The following is a 13,758-nucleotide window of genomic DNA, read 5'->3' as shown; positions in this document are numbered from 1 at the left end:
AAACTGGAGGACATGCATAGATAATAATAAGGGCGTTGAAAATGGCACAATTCAATATAGCAGTCATTCCGGGTGATGGAATTGGAACGGAAGTGATCCCTGAAGGATTACGTGTTTTAGAGGCAGCGGCGCAGAAGCATGGTGTAAAACTTAACTTTACACACTTTGATTGGTCGTGTGAAACCTATCATCGTACAGGACGCATGATGCCGGAAGATGGCTTAGAGCAACTGAAAAAATTTGATGCTATTTTCCTTGGTGCCGTTGGGTTTCCGGGGGTTCCTGACCACATTTCCTTATGGGGCTTATTACTACCAATCCGCCGTGCGTTTAATCAATATGTGAATCTGCGCCCAGTTCGTTTATTTGAGGGAATTAAATGCCCATTAGCGGATAAAAAACCAGGGGATATTGATTTTTATGTAGTGCGTGAAAACGTAGAGGGCGAATATTCTGCAATTGGCGGGATTCAGTATGAAGGGACGGAAGATGAAATGGTATCCCAGCAAAGTATTTTTACCCGCAAAGGGACTGACCGAATTTTAAAATATGCTTTCGAACTTGCCCGTTCTCGGGATAAAAAACATTTAAGTTCAGCCACGAAATCCAATGGGTTATTCCACTCCATGCCGTATTGGGATAGCCGTGTGGCTGAAATGGCAAAACAGTATCCAGATGTGAAAGTCGATCAATTCCACATTGATATTTTTGCGGCTAACTTAGTGAGAATGCCGGAATTTTATGATGTGATTGTGGGATCAAACTTATTTGGGGATATTTTGTCGGATCTTGGTCCTGCGTGTACGGGGACGATTGCCATTGCACCGTCAGCGAATATCAACCCTGAAAAACAGTTTCCATCGATGTTTGAACCGGTACATGGTTCTGCGCCAGATATTGCTGGGAAAAATATTGCCAACCCAATTGGGACTATCTGGGCGGCAGCGATGATGATGCAGCATCTCGGTTGTCAAGAAATGCACGATACGATCATGTCAGCGGTTGAAACGGCGATTCGTGAACGTCGTCACTTGACTCGCGATATGGGCGGAAATGCCAGCACACAAGAATTAGGACTAGAAATTGCTCAGTTAGTGGCAGCGTCGATGTAAATTTATTGGGCTCCATCCAGTGGGTGGAGCACCTAACATTTCAGGCTCTGATTGTTTATAACCCCAAGATCTGCGAAAATAACCGCCAATTACGATTAACAATACGGATTTGCTGCGCTTAGAGCCACCTCGAGCCTCTTCCTGATGCCCATACAAATCTGGATATAGACGAAAAGAACGGTTAAATGACAGATCAGAATTTTCTCCATGAAGTTAGCACCCGTAGAACGTTTGCTATCATTTCTCACCCCGATGCAGGTAAAACCACGATCACTGAAAAAGTATTACTTTTCGGACACGCAATTCAACGTGCGGGAACGGTAAAAGGTCGCGGTTCTAACCAGCATGCCAAATCAGACTGGATGGAAATGGAAAAGCAGCGTGGTATCTCAATCACCACCTCTGTGATGCAATTTCCTTATAATGATTGTTTAGTGAACTTGTTAGATACCCCAGGACACGAAGACTTCTCGGAAGATACTTATCGTACATTAACCGCCGTTGACTGCTGCTTAATGGTCATCGACTCCGGTAAAGGGGTTGAAGATCGTACTCGTAAGCTGATGGAAGTTACCCGCCTGCGCGATACGCCAATTCTGACCTTTATGAACAAATTGGACCGTGATATTCGCGACCCAATGGAACTGTTAGATGAAGTGGAAAATGAGCTGAAAATTGCTTGTTGCCCAATCACATGGCCAATTGGCTGCGGTAAGTTATTCAAAGGTGTTTACCACTTACTGCGTGACGAAACCATTTTGTACCAAACAGGTCAAGGTCACACAATTCAAGAAGTTCGCATCGTTAAAGGGTTAAATAATCCTGAATTAGACGCGGCTGTTGGTGATGAGTTAGCTTCTCAGCTTCGTGAAGAGCTGGAGCTAGTTCAAGGGGCTTCCCATGAATTTGACCACGATGCATTCTTAGCGGGCGAACTGACCCCTGTATTTTTTGGTACCGCCTTAGGTAACTTCGGTGTGGATCATATGCTTGATGGTCTCGTTGAGTGGGCACCTGCACCTCAGGCACGTAAAACTGATGTGCGTGAAGTTGAAGCCACAGAAGAAAAATTCACTGGGTTTGTATTCAAAATTCAGGCGAATATGGATCCAAAACACCGTGACCGTGTTGCGTTTATGCGTATCGTCTCGGGTACCTATGAAAAAGGGATGAAACTGCGCCAAGTTCGCATTAAGAAAGACGTGGTGATTTCTGATGCACTGACCTTTATGGCGGGTGACCGTTCTCAAGTTGAGAATGCTTATGCAGGGGATATTATTGGTTTACATAACCACGGTACTATCCAAATTGGGGATACTTTCACGCAAGGTGAAGAGCTGAAATTTACAGGGATCCCGAACTTTGCACCTGAATTATTCCGTCGTATTCGTCTGCGTGATCCGCTGAAGCAGAAGCAGCTACTGAAAGGTTTGGTGCAGTTATCCGAAGAGGGGGCTGTGCAGGTTTTCCGTCCATTAATCAATAATGACTTGATTGTGGGCGCGGTAGGGGTGCTCCAGTTCGACGTGGTGGTTTCTCGCTTGAAGAGCGAATATAACGTTGAAGCGATTTATGAAGCGGTTAACGTTTCTACTGCTCGCTGGGTTGAATGCGATGACGTGAAGAAATTCGAAGAATTTAAGCGCAAAAATGAGCAAAACTTAGCCTTAGATGGTGGTGATAACTTATCGTATATTGCACCGACAATGGTTAATTTGAATTTAACCAGCGAACGTTATCCTGAAGTGAGATTCCGCAAAACACGCGAACACTAATCATTATCTCTAATTAATGTGTTTATATTTAAATGGTCAACCGAGTTGGCCATTTTTGTTATTTATTCTATTAATTATTAATATTTTCAATGCTATAACTAATCGAATCAGTATTTTTTCGCGATGAGCATGCTGCTATGATGGCGGTGGGTGCTTGGATCATTTTGGTTCAAGCAAACTATTGGTTTAAGTGAATAATAAGTTGTGAGGCCAAAAAGACGAAAGCCCCGAGTTCAATTAACAGTAACTCGAGGCAGTCTCCAACCCAGACAATTGGATTCTGTCTCCTTTTTGTACAGGAGTCAAGAGGAATGACCAAGTTTGCTCTTATCGGGCTAATGACCGTGTGCGCCACGGTATTGTGCCTTTCACTGCTGCTACGAGACCGACTCTGTTCGGTTAACGTGGTGAGTGGAAACACAATGGTTCAAGCTACTCTGTTATGCGTTGAGTAGTCTGGTGGGGGAGCGATCCCCCACATTTCTCTCTGATTGTGGGTTAGGTGATACAGGCACCTTTTTTCTATTTTTCTCATCGATAGATATTAGACAATTATTTTTAATTTCTTATTCAAATCATCTAATTAAGATTAATTATCTCAAAACTGAAAATTACCTTGAGTCATACTCTAGAAGATAAGTTATTTGGCTTTATTTTTACCTGTTTTTTACTTAGGCTATGACATTGTTAGTTTATTAATCATACCAAGAGGAAGGTTCCAATGAAAAAGATCGCCGTTTTACGTTCTTTAGGTGTCATTGGATTGAGCTGGGCACTTTTTGCTTGTAGCTCATCATCTGATAGCGCCTTGAAAAAACAAGCTTCAGAAACTTGGGACAGCGCAGCTAAAACTGTTGAAATGGCAGGAAAAGATACAGGTAATGCCATCTCTAGTGGTGTGAAAAGCACCGATACCTATATTGATGATTCGTCCATTACTGCGGATATTAAAAGCAAACTCTTAGGTACCAGTGGGCTCCCAAGTAATAGTGTGTCGGTGAAAACTGTTCAGGGTGTGGTTTACCTCTCTGGTTTTCTCAAATCTAGCGAGCAGATAAATCAAGTTGTACAGATTGCATCGACCGCGAAAGGGGTAAAATCAGTACAGAATGGTTTAGTTCTGACGAACAAGTAATTTCTTTTAAATGGGCTTTCAGCCGAAAGCTCATTTTACTATTTGCTCTCCCTGAGAAAAGCGGTTTAATGAGAATCATTTAATTTAATCATATTTATAATGGGATTGATTAAATACACGTCAATATAGAGAAAGGGTTACTATGGGAAAGCATGTTCCAGTCACTTTAGGCACGATTGAGCCACTCGCGTTTTCTGATGAAATTAACGGAAGAAAAACTGCCCTTATCTGCGAAGGTGGCGGTCAGCGTGGTATTTTTACGGCCGGTGTATTGGATGAATTTCTGATAGAAAACTTTAACCCTTTTGATTTGATGATAGGGACGTCTGCGGGTGCCCAAAATTTATCCGCTTATATTTGTGGTCAAGCCGGATATGCCCGCCGAGTTATTACTCGCTATACCACAAATCTTAATTTTTTTAACCCGCTGAGATTTATTCGTGGAGGAAACTTAATTGACCTTGATTGGTTGATTGAAACGACGGCGAAAGAGTTTCCACTTAATATGGATGCAGGGCTTGAATTATTAGATTCTGGTCGTGAATTCTATATGGGAGCCAGTCGTAGCGATGATTTTTCAGCAGCATTTTTACAGCCTGATGCGGATTCTTGGTTGGATATCATTCGTGCTTCTAGCGCCATTCCTGGATTTTATCGAACTGGCGTAGAGTTTAGCGGCGTGCGATACCACGATGGAGGAATAAGCGCAGCGATTCCTGTCGAGGAAGCTTATCGTCGTGGGGCTGATACGATAGTTGTGATCCGCACTGTACCTTCTCAAATGTACTTTACACCTGAGTGGGTAAAACGCATGACACGCTGGCTTGAAGGTGACAATTCGGCGCTGCAACGCATGGCGGCCATGTTAAAAGTTCACTTGAAGAGTTACCGAAAAACCCAGGAATTCATCGAAAATCCACCCGATGGCGTGCAGATTTTTGAAATATACCCACCGACACCACTGAAAAGCAGTGCTTTAGGCAGCAAAATTAGCGCCTTAAACCAAGATTACCATGTCGGACGACGCTGTGGGCGTTACTTTATTGCCGCATTAGCTCAACAGTTTGCGAGTAATGATGCTGATTTCAGTCGATTTTCTAAGAACACCAATTCATTAGAATTGATGCATATGGAGGATCAGCGAGAGTCTTTATTGGCAGGAAAGACGGCCGAGGCAGCAAGTGCTAGCGCCCTGCAAGGCAATCCTGCTCATGAGTGATAATATTCGATTTATTGACACCCACTGTCATTTTGATTTTCCGCCGTTCAGTGAGGCAATTACAGAAAGCCTAGAAACCGCGAAGCAAGGTGGAATTACGGATATTATTATTCCTGCGGTTAGTCAGGATAACTTTCAGCGCATCTGGAATTTAGCGCATGAGTATTCTCAACTCCACGCAGCAATGGGATTTCACCCTCTATATTTAAGCCAGTTTCAAGAATCCCATTTTGAAAAACTGACGGATTTCCTGATGCGTAAAAGCCAAAAATGCGTGGCGGTAGGAGAGATTGGGCTTGACCTCTATATGGAAGATCCTCAGTTTGAAAGGCAGCAAATATTGCTTCAGCGCCAATTGAAGTTAGCAAAGCAGTTTGACTTACCCGTTATTCTGCATTCACGAAAAACCCATGACCAGTTGGTTGCGATGTTACGTCGCTATGAAGTCCCCGCACGTGGTGTAGTGCATGGTTTTGCAGGCAGTCTTTCTCAAGCCGAAAGTTTTGTGAAACTGGGGTATTACATTGGCGTAGGTGGGACAATCACTTATGAGCGAGCGAATAAAACCCGCCAAGTGATGGCTCAACTTCCGTTAAGTTGCCTTGTGTTTGAAACCGATGCACCGGATATGCCTGTATCCGGTTTTCAAGGTGAGCCTAATCGGCCTGAGCGTATTCAATGGGTATTTCAATCTTTGTGTGAGCTGCGCCACGAATCTCCGGATGAAATAGCACAACAACTTTACAACAATAGCCGGACGTTATTTAATCTAATTTAGACTATAATTAGTCAATTAATAATTATTCCTTAAGTATTTTATGTATTTATCCGAGTAAATCCATTCAGCTTTTTACCTCTTCGACTATCGCTTTAGTGCCTTTCCAGACTAAACTGATCTTCTATTGTGATTTTCGTCACAATATTTGAATTTATGTTACTTATTGCACTTTGGATTTGTGATGAATGTTGGGGGTTATTAATGATGACTGGTTATAATCATCGAACTAAGATTCGTGGAATCTTGCGAGTTTCTTTATACATTAACCTAGAATTAAGTGAACAGGGATACTTCCATGCAACTCATTTTGAGTATTGTTGGGATGGCGGTGCTTATTGCGATAGCCGTTCTCTTCTCCAGCAATCGTCGCGCAATTAGACTTCGTACAGTCGGCGGTGCTTTTTTAATCCAAGTCGCTATCGGCGCATTCGTTCTTTACTCCCCTGCGGGACGTAGCGTTTTACAAGGCATGTCCGACGGTGTTTCTAAAGTTATCGGTTACGGTCAAGATGGGATGAGTTTCATCTTTGGTGGTCTAGTTTCCGACAAAATGTTTGAATTATTTGGCGGCGGCGGCTTTATTTTTGCTTTCCGTGTATTGCCGATCATCGTCTTCTTCTCATCTCTGATTGCAGTCCTGTATTATCTCGGCATCATGCAACTGGTCATCAAAATTCTAGGTGGTGGTCTGCAAAAGGTACTGGGAACGTCAAGAACCGAATCACTGTCTGCAACCGCGAATATTTTCGTCGGTCAAACTGAAGCGCCTCTGGTTGTTCGTCCCTATATTTCTACCATGACTAACTCTGAGCTGTTTGCCATCATGTGTGGTGGTTTAGCGTCTGTAGCGGGTTCAGTATTAGCGGGTTATGCGCAAATGGGTGTTCCAATGGAATATCTGATTGCGGCATCCTTCATGGCGGCACCGGGTGGATTACTGTTTGCTAAGTTAATGGTTCCTGAAACTGAAGTTGCTAAAGATGATGTGGATGCTAAAGATTTAGTGGCAGAAGAAGATCGCCCAGCGAACATCATCGATGCAGCCGCATCTGGTGCAGCATCCGGTATGCAACTGGCTCTGAACGTGGGGGCAATGTTACTGGCGTTCATCGCATTAATTGCATTAATTAACGGTATTTTAAGTGGCGTGGGTGGCTGGTTTGACTATCCGCAATTATCCCTCGAATTATTACTAGGTTGGGTATTTGCCCCAATCGCATACCTGATTGGTGTGCCGTGGAGCGAAGCGACAATTGCCGGTTCTTTCATCGGGCAAAAAGTGGTTGTAAACGAATTCGTTGCTTTCATGAACTTCGGCGAATATATGAAAGCAGATGCGGATGTGATTGCGGCGGGCAAACAAGTTCTGTCTGATCATACTAAAGCGATTATTTCCTTTGCACTGTGTGGTTTCGCGAACTTATCTTCTGTAGCAATTTTGCTGGGTGGTTTAGGTGGAATGGCACCAAATCGCCGTAGTGATGTGGCTCGTTTAGGTATGAAAGCTGTTATGGCGGGTACACTCTCTAACTTAATGAGTGCAACGATTGCTGGCTTCTTCTTAACATTAGCTGCAATGACCGCAATGTAATCCCCCTGTTTGTGTAGCGGAAAGGCGATTGGTCTTTCCGCTGTCATTTTCTTCTGCGATATTCTTTTTCTGGTTTTTATCGTAACTCTTACTTTTTCAACTATTCTTAACGTAATCAATTTAAGACGAGAAGGCTGCAGCTTGTATAATGGCTGACAAAGAGTGAGCAATTACCCGTGGAATTGTGATATCGTTCACGAATATATATTTAATAATGTAACGTTCAGTCGATAAATGTGATTTGTAGCGCATAAAATACCCCAGTTACGTGGTCAAATAGGTAACAGTAAGTTGCCACGGAACTGATAGTTCATAGAGTCAACTGGCTCTAGGGCATCGTGCGGTGAGATGGATCTCAGCTGCTGAGTTTGGAAAACCTAACTAGCATCTTTATGGAACAAGCCCGCTCGCCAACAAAGAACGTATCGTTCTGAAAGAATTAACATCGTTGGAGAGTTATATGACTGATTTAAAAGCAGCAGCGCAACGCGCACTGACCCTGATGGATTTAACCACGTTAAATGACGACGACACTGACGCAAAAGTGATCGCCTTATGTCACCAGGCAAAAAGCCCAGCAGGTCACACCGCTGCTATCTGTATTTATCCTCGTTTTATTCCTATCGCACGTAAAACTTTACGTGAGCAAGGAACGCCAGATATCCGCATTGCAACCGTCACCAACTTCCCACATGGTAATGATGATATTGAGATTGCTTTAGCAGAAACTAAAGCTGCCATTGCTTATGGTGCGGATGAAGTTGACGTTGTATTCCCATACCGTGCACTGATGGCTGGTAATGAAAAAATCGGTTTCGATTTAGTGAAAGCATGTAAAGATGCTTGTGCGGCTGCAAATGTATTACTTAAAGTGATCATTGAAACTGGCGAACTAAAAGATGCCGCTTTAATCCGTAAAGCGTCTGAAATTTCAATTAATGCAGGTGCTGATTTTATTAAGACATCTACAGGTAAAGTGCCTGTAAATGCCACTTTAGAAAGCGCAGAAATCATGATGCAAGTCATTCATGATATGGGCGTTGCGAAAAGTGTTGGTTTCAAACCTGCTGGCGGCGTTCGTACCGCTGAAGAAGCAGCACAATATTTAGCCTTAGCAAGCAAAATCTTAGGCGATAACTGGGCTGATGCTCGCCATTTCCGTTTCGGCGCATCTAGCTTATTAGCGAATTTATTAAATACGCTGGGATTTGACGTTAAAAAATCCTCTAGTAGCTATTAATAATCGCAATTATTAGTGACATCAGACTGTTGCCCAATCTCACTTGGGTAACAGCCGTGACTATTTAGCCGAAGAATTCGATGTGAATTAAGGAGCCTATTGTGTTTCTCGCTCAAGAAATTATTCGTAAAAAACGTGATGGCAAACCATTAAGCGAGGAAGAGATCCGCTTCTTCATTAATGGTGTGCGTGATAACACGGTTTCTGAAGGTCAGATTGCAGCCCTAGCAATGACCATCTATTTCAATGATATGACAACCCCAGAACGTGTTGCGCTAACGCTAGCGATGCGTGACTCAGGTACCGTATTAAATTGGAAATCACTGAATCTTAATGGCCCACTCGTGGATAAACACTCCACCGGTGGCGTGGGTGACGTGACTTCATTAATGTTAGGCCCAATGGTCGCTGCATGTGGTGGTTATGTTCCGATGATTTCCGGTCGCGGCTTAGGTCACACCGGTGGAACCCTTGATAAGCTCGAAGCTATCCCTGGATTTGATATCTTCCCTGATGATGAACGTTTCCGCGACATTATCAAAAATGTGGGCGTAGCGATTATTGGTCAAACTAACTCTCTAGCCCCAGCTGACAAGCGTTTCTATGCGACTCGCGATATCACGGCGACTGTGGATTCTATTCCACTTATCACTGCGTCTATCTTAGGTAAAAAATTAGCCGAAGGGTTAGATGCGTTAGTGATGGACGTTAAAGTGGGTTCTGGTGCATTTATGCCAACCTACGAAAAATCAGAGCAACTGGCTGAATCTATCGTGCAAGTCGCCAATGGAGCAGGCTGCAATACCACCGCATTATTAACTGACATGAACGAGGTACTGGCATCTAGCGCCGGTAATGCCGTTGAAGTCCGCGAAGCCGTGCAATTCTTGACGGGCGAATACCGTAACCCACGTTTGTTCGAAGTCACCATGGCGCTGTGTGTGGAGATGCTTGTTTCAGGTAAATTGGCATCGGATCGTGACGATGCGCGTCAGAAATTACAAGCGGTGCTGGATAACGGTAAAGCGGCTGAAGTGTTTGGGCGTATGGTCGCAGCACAAAAAGGGCCAAAAGATTTTGTTGAGAATTACAGCAAATATCTGCCAACAGCTGTCCTCAGTAAAGCCGTTTACGCGCCTCAAGCGGGCATTATCACACAAATGGACACACGAGCACTGGGTATGTCTGTGGTAACGTTAGGTGGTGGTCGTCGTAAAGCTTCAGATTCTATCGATTACAGCGTTGGTTTAAGTGATATCGCAGCATTAGGTAGCAAAGTTGATACCCAAACTCCACTTGCGATCATTCATGCCAATAGCGAAAAATCCTGGGAAGAGGCGGCGAAAGAAGTTCGCGCTGCTATGATTATTGGGGATAAAGCCCCAGAAGCGACACCAATGGTCTATCGTCAAATTAGTGAATAAACCGATATCCGCATCTTTCACAGAAGGGTGCGGGTTAGATGACGCGATGAACAGATAAGCTGTATCGCAGGAGAATAAATATGAAACGCACATTTATCATGGTACTGGATTCCTTCGGGATCGGCGCTGCAGGTGATGCCCACAAATTCGGCGACGAAGGTTCGAACACTCTGGGTCATATCGCAGAAGCTTGTGCTCGCGGGGAAGCAGACAAAGGTCGTAAAGGTCCATTACACCTACCGAACTTAACAAAATTAGGTTTAGGAAAAGCAGGGGAAGAATCAAGCGGAAAATTCCCTGCGGGTCTGGATCCAAATGCAGAAATTATCGGTGCATATGGTTATGCAAGCGAGTTATCTTCAGGTAAAGACACGCCGTCTGGTCACTGGGAAATTGCAGGCGTTCCTGTTCTGTTTGATTGGGGCTATTTCGAAAAACACGAAAACAGTTTCCCACAAGAATTGCTGGATACACTGGTAGAAAAAGCCAATTTACCGGGTTACTTAGGTAACTGCCACTCATCGGGTACGGTCATTCTGGACCAACTGGGTGAAGAGCACATGAAAACTGGCAAGCCAATTTTCTATACCTCTGCGGACTCTGTATTCCAGATCGCGTGCCATGAAGAGACTTACGGCTTAGACAAATTGTATGAGCTGTGTGAAATTGCCCGTGAAGAGTTAACCAAAGGTGGTTACAACATCGGTCGTGTCATTGCGCGTCCATTTGTTGGCGACAAAGCGGGTCACTTTGAGCGTACGGGTAACCGTCATGACTTAGCGGTAGAGCCACCAGCGCCAACCGTTCTGCAAAAATTAGTGGAAGAAAAACAAGGTGAAGTGGTATCTATCGGTAAAATTGCCGATATCTATGCACACGTTGGTATCACCAAAAAAATCAAAGCAACAGGTATTAATGCTCTGTTTGACGCAACCTTAGAAGAGATGAAAATCGCGGGTGATGACACCATCGTTTTCACTAACTTTGTAGATTTTGACTCTGCATACGGTCACCGTCGTGATGTTGCTGGTTATGCCGCAGCATTAGAGTTATTCGATAGCCGCTTACCTGAAATGCTGAAACTGGTTAAAGAAGACGACATTCTGATCTTAACCGCTGACCATGGCTGCGACCCAACTTGGCCAGGCACAGACCACACTCGTGAACACATCCCAGTGCTGGTTTACGGACCAAAAGTTAAACCTGGTTCTTTAGGTCACCGTGAAACGTTCGCGGATATTGGCCAGACAGTCGCGAATTATTTTGATTTATCACCAATGGAATACGGTAAGCCGATGTTTTAAGCTTGCGACAGGGTGATTTGAAAATAAGGCAGGAAACTGCCTTATTTATTGTGCACAATTTTAATGATTAAAAGGGAATACGAATGGCTACTCCACATATTAATGCAGAAATGGGTGATTTCGCAGACGTCGTACTGATGCCGGGTGACCCACTGCGCGCGAAGTACATTGCAGAAACTTTCCTTCAAGATGTTCGCCAAGTGAATAACGTACGCGGTATGTTAGGTTTCACAGGGACTTATAAAGGTCGTAAAATTTCCGTTATGGGTCATGGAATGGGTATTCCTTCATGCTCCATCTATGCAAAAGAGTTGATCACTGATTTTGGCGTTAAAACGCTGATCCGTGTTGGTTCATGTGGCGCAGTCATGGATGACGTGAAACTGCGTGACGTGGTTATCGGTATGGGCGCATGCACAGACTCTAAAGTGAACCGTCAGCGTTTCAAAGACCATGATTTTGCGGCAATTGCAGATTATGACTTAGTGCATAACGCGGTTGAAGCGGCAAAAGCGCGTAACGTAAACGTTCGTGTTGGTAACCTGTTCTCTGCGGATCTGTTCTATTCTCCAGATCCAGACATGTTTAAAGTGATGGAAAAATACGGCATCCTCGGCGTGGAAATGGAAGCCGCAGGTATCTACGGTGTGGCTGCTGAATTTGGTGCCCGCGCACTGACTATCTGTACCGTTTCTGATCACATCAAAACTGGCGAGCAAACAACTTCAGAAGAGCGTCAAACAACGTTCAATGAAATGATTGAAATCGCACTGGATTCAGTTCTGCTAGGCGATAAATAATCGTTGATTAACGCTCTAATCTGAATACAAAAATGCCACTTTCGAGTGGCATTTTTTTTGGGAAAGAAGAATATTTATTGATAGTCCCAAAATAGGACTTAAATTTGACATGCTCCCGAAATGGGACTATAAATGCGGTATGAAAATCATATCCATTAAAACTCTGAAAGATTTTTGGGTTAAATACCCTGAAACGGAGCAGCCACTGAAAGCTTGGGTTGATGAAGCGGTAAAAGCTGCATGGAAAACACCTGCTGATATAAAAGGAATGTACCGAAACGCCAGTATTTTAAAAAATAAGCGTGTGGTTTTTAATATAAAGGGAAATTATTATCGACTCATTGTTGCGATTGCATATCAGCGTGGATGGATATTTGTGAAGTTCATAGGAACTCATGAACAATATGATGAAATTGACGCAGAAACGATGGAGTTACTGTCATGATTATGCAAATTAAACCCATCAGAACGGAACAAGACTATGAGGCGGCATTAAAAGCGGTCTCTCCGATGTTTGATAACGAGCCAGAGTTGAATACCCCAGAAGGGGACTATTTTGAAGTGATGTGTCTATTGATTGAAGAGTATGAAAAGAGACATTATCCGATTGAAGCGCCTGATCCGATTGAAGCGATTAAATTCCGAATGGAGCAGCAAGGCTTAACCGTTAAAGATTTAGAAGCAGCGATTGGAAAGTCTAATCGAGTTTACGAGATTTTAAATAGAAAGCGAAAGTTAACTCTACCGATGATCCGGCGTTTACATTGCCAATTTGGGATCCCGTTACGTAGCTTAGTTGGTGTTTAATGGACTTAAAAATGCCACTTTCGAGTGGCATTTTTAATTTATATATCTGCTTAAATTTTCGATTTAATTCGGCTCATCACTATCGCATCCACATACTCACCATCACGAAAAGCGTAATCACGCAAAATCCCCTCTTGCTTGAAGCCAAATTTCTCATATAGACCCAAGCCGCTACCATTAGAGGCAAAGACTTCTAATTCAATGCGGTGAACATTCAGCCAATTGTCACAGTAATCCGCCATAACTTGCATTAATTTTGAACCAATTCCTTTGCCTTGATGAGCCTGGCTCACAGTAATACCGAAACTCGCTACATGTCGGCGACGTATTTGAGCTGGTTGATGTACGACAAGTAGCCCAACCACTGCATTATCCAGTGTGGCGACAAATTGAGTCACCAGCGGATCATTAGCACCTAGTCGCGCTTCCCACGTTTTCTCAGTGGGATAAGGCAATTGCAAAGTGTTGGCATAAGCGGAGTAATCTGCGTGCATTTGTGTAATAGCGTGGACATCGTCCAAGGTGGCTCTACGTATCATTACGTTGTTCACAAAGTTTTTCCTTTTATTATCG

Annotated in this window: 14 protein-coding genes; 13 read left to right on the top strand and 1 reads right to left on the bottom strand. The window is 43.7% G+C overall.

What is annotated here, in order from left to right:
• Positions 1-41: 41 nt before the first annotated feature.
• The 13 genes from JK188_RS03250 to JK188_RS03190 all read left to right on the top strand — a co-directional run bounded on the left by JK188_RS03250 (position 42) and on the right by JK188_RS03190 (position 13,185).
• Positions 42-1,112: a tartrate dehydrogenase gene (locus JK188_RS03250; RefSeq protein WP_211886745.1), complete on the top strand. Its 1,071-nt coding sequence runs from the start codon at positions 42-44 to the stop codon at positions 1,110-1,112.
• 185 nt (positions 1,113-1,297) lie between these two features.
• Positions 1,298-2,887 (top strand): peptide chain release factor 3, encoded by a 1,590-nt coding sequence (gene prfC / locus JK188_RS03245; protein WP_036950211.1) that lies wholly within the window; start codon positions 1,298-1,300, stop codon positions 2,885-2,887.
• 311 nt (positions 2,888-3,198) lie between these two features.
• Positions 3,199-3,342 carry a Hok/Gef family protein gene (locus JK188_RS03240; protein ID WP_108479205.1) on the top strand — a complete coding sequence of 48 codons (144 nt, stop codon included), beginning with the start codon at positions 3,199-3,201 and terminating at the stop codon, positions 3,340-3,342.
• Positions 3,343-3,608: 266 nt separating this feature from the next.
• The gene (locus tag JK188_RS03235; RefSeq protein ID WP_036950212.1) at positions 3,609-4,022 is read left to right on the top strand and encodes a BON domain-containing protein; all 414 of its coding nucleotides are present in this window, start codon (positions 3,609-3,611) and stop codon (positions 4,020-4,022) included.
• A 142-nt stretch (positions 4,023-4,164) separates the two neighbouring features.
• Positions 4,165-5,241 (top strand): patatin-like phospholipase family protein, encoded by a 1,077-nt coding sequence (locus JK188_RS03230; RefSeq protein ID WP_211886743.1) that lies wholly within the window; start codon positions 4,165-4,167, stop codon positions 5,239-5,241.
• On the top strand, positions 5,234-6,019 hold the full coding sequence (locus JK188_RS03225) for a TatD family hydrolase (protein WP_211886741.1): 786 nt from the start codon (positions 5,234-5,236) through the stop codon (positions 6,017-6,019). The genes JK188_RS03230 and JK188_RS03225 overlap by 8 nt, the downstream gene beginning before the upstream one ends.
• A gap of 295 nt (positions 6,020-6,314) precedes the next feature.
• A complete protein-coding gene (locus JK188_RS03220) occupies positions 6,315-7,610 on the top strand; it encodes a NupC/NupG family nucleoside CNT transporter (RefSeq protein WP_036950218.1) in 1,296 nt (431 codons plus the stop codon).
• 460 nt (positions 7,611-8,070) lie between these two features.
• Entirely contained in the window at positions 8,071-8,850 is a 780-nt protein-coding gene (deoC, locus tag JK188_RS03215; protein WP_108479208.1) for a deoxyribose-phosphate aldolase, read from the top strand.
• A 101-nt stretch (positions 8,851-8,951) separates the two neighbouring features.
• Entirely contained in the window at positions 8,952-10,274 is a 1,323-nt protein-coding gene (gene deoA, locus JK188_RS03210) for a thymidine phosphorylase (RefSeq protein WP_036950222.1), read from the top strand.
• A gap of 80 nt (positions 10,275-10,354) precedes the next feature.
• Positions 10,355-11,578, top strand: coding sequence for a phosphopentomutase (gene deoB, locus JK188_RS03205; RefSeq protein ID WP_036950225.1), 1,224 nt, complete (start codon positions 10,355-10,357; stop codon positions 11,576-11,578).
• Between the two features lie 83 nt (positions 11,579-11,661).
• Positions 11,662-12,378 (top strand): purine-nucleoside phosphorylase, encoded by a 717-nt coding sequence (gene deoD / locus JK188_RS03200; protein WP_006657106.1) that lies wholly within the window; start codon positions 11,662-11,664, stop codon positions 12,376-12,378.
• 139 nt (positions 12,379-12,517) lie between these two features.
• Entirely contained in the window at positions 12,518-12,823 is a 306-nt protein-coding gene (locus tag JK188_RS03195; protein ID WP_211886739.1) for a type II toxin-antitoxin system HigB family toxin, read from the top strand.
• A gap of 2 nt (positions 12,824-12,825) precedes the next feature.
• On the top strand, positions 12,826-13,185 hold the full coding sequence (locus JK188_RS03190; RefSeq protein ID WP_154637990.1) for a helix-turn-helix domain-containing protein: 360 nt from the start codon (positions 12,826-12,828) through the stop codon (positions 13,183-13,185).
• 50 nt (positions 13,186-13,235) lie between these two features.
• Here the strand turns inward: JK188_RS03190 and JK188_RS03185 are convergent, their stop codons facing one another.
• Positions 13,236-13,736, bottom strand: a complete 501-nt coding sequence (locus tag JK188_RS03185; RefSeq protein WP_336431243.1) for a GNAT family N-acetyltransferase — start codon at positions 13,734-13,736, stop codon at positions 13,236-13,238.
• Positions 13,737-13,758 lie beyond the last annotated feature (22 nt).

Origin of the sequence: Providencia sp. JGM181, from assembly GCF_018257375.1 — a bacterium.
Classification (GTDB): domain Bacteria; phylum Pseudomonadota; class Gammaproteobacteria; order Enterobacterales; family Enterobacteriaceae; genus Providencia; species Providencia lanzhouensis.
This window is presented reverse-complemented; position numbering and strand designations above follow the sequence as displayed.

What these genes read in the sequence shown, in the direction of transcription:
- JK188_RS03250 (WP_211886745.1), top strand. Translation starts at nt 42, where the DNA reads ATGGCACAATTCAATATAGCAGTCATTCCGGGTGATGGAATTGGAACG.
- prfC (WP_036950211.1), top strand. Translation starts at nt 1,298, where the DNA reads ATGACAGATCAGAATTTTCTCCATGAAGTTAGCACCCGTAGAACGTTT.
- JK188_RS03240 (WP_108479205.1), top strand. Translation starts at nt 3,199, where the DNA reads ATGACCAAGTTTGCTCTTATCGGGCTAATGACCGTGTGCGCCACGGTA.
- JK188_RS03235 (WP_036950212.1), top strand. Translation starts at nt 3,609, where the DNA reads ATGAAAAAGATCGCCGTTTTACGTTCTTTAGGTGTCATTGGATTGAGC.
- JK188_RS03230 (WP_211886743.1), top strand. Translation starts at nt 4,165, where the DNA reads ATGGGAAAGCATGTTCCAGTCACTTTAGGCACGATTGAGCCACTCGCG.
- JK188_RS03225 (WP_211886741.1), top strand. Translation starts at nt 5,234, where the DNA reads ATGAGTGATAATATTCGATTTATTGACACCCACTGTCATTTTGATTTT.
- JK188_RS03220 (WP_036950218.1), top strand. Translation starts at nt 6,315, where the DNA reads ATGCAACTCATTTTGAGTATTGTTGGGATGGCGGTGCTTATTGCGATA.
- deoC (WP_108479208.1), top strand. Translation starts at nt 8,071, where the DNA reads ATGACTGATTTAAAAGCAGCAGCGCAACGCGCACTGACCCTGATGGAT.
- deoB (WP_036950225.1), top strand. Translation starts at nt 10,355, where the DNA reads ATGAAACGCACATTTATCATGGTACTGGATTCCTTCGGGATCGGCGCT.
- deoD (WP_006657106.1), top strand. Translation starts at nt 11,662, where the DNA reads ATGGCTACTCCACATATTAATGCAGAAATGGGTGATTTCGCAGACGTC.
- JK188_RS03195 (WP_211886739.1), top strand. Translation starts at nt 12,518, where the DNA reads ATGAAAATCATATCCATTAAAACTCTGAAAGATTTTTGGGTTAAATAC.
- JK188_RS03190 (WP_154637990.1), top strand. Translation starts at nt 12,826, where the DNA reads ATGCAAATTAAACCCATCAGAACGGAACAAGACTATGAGGCGGCATTA.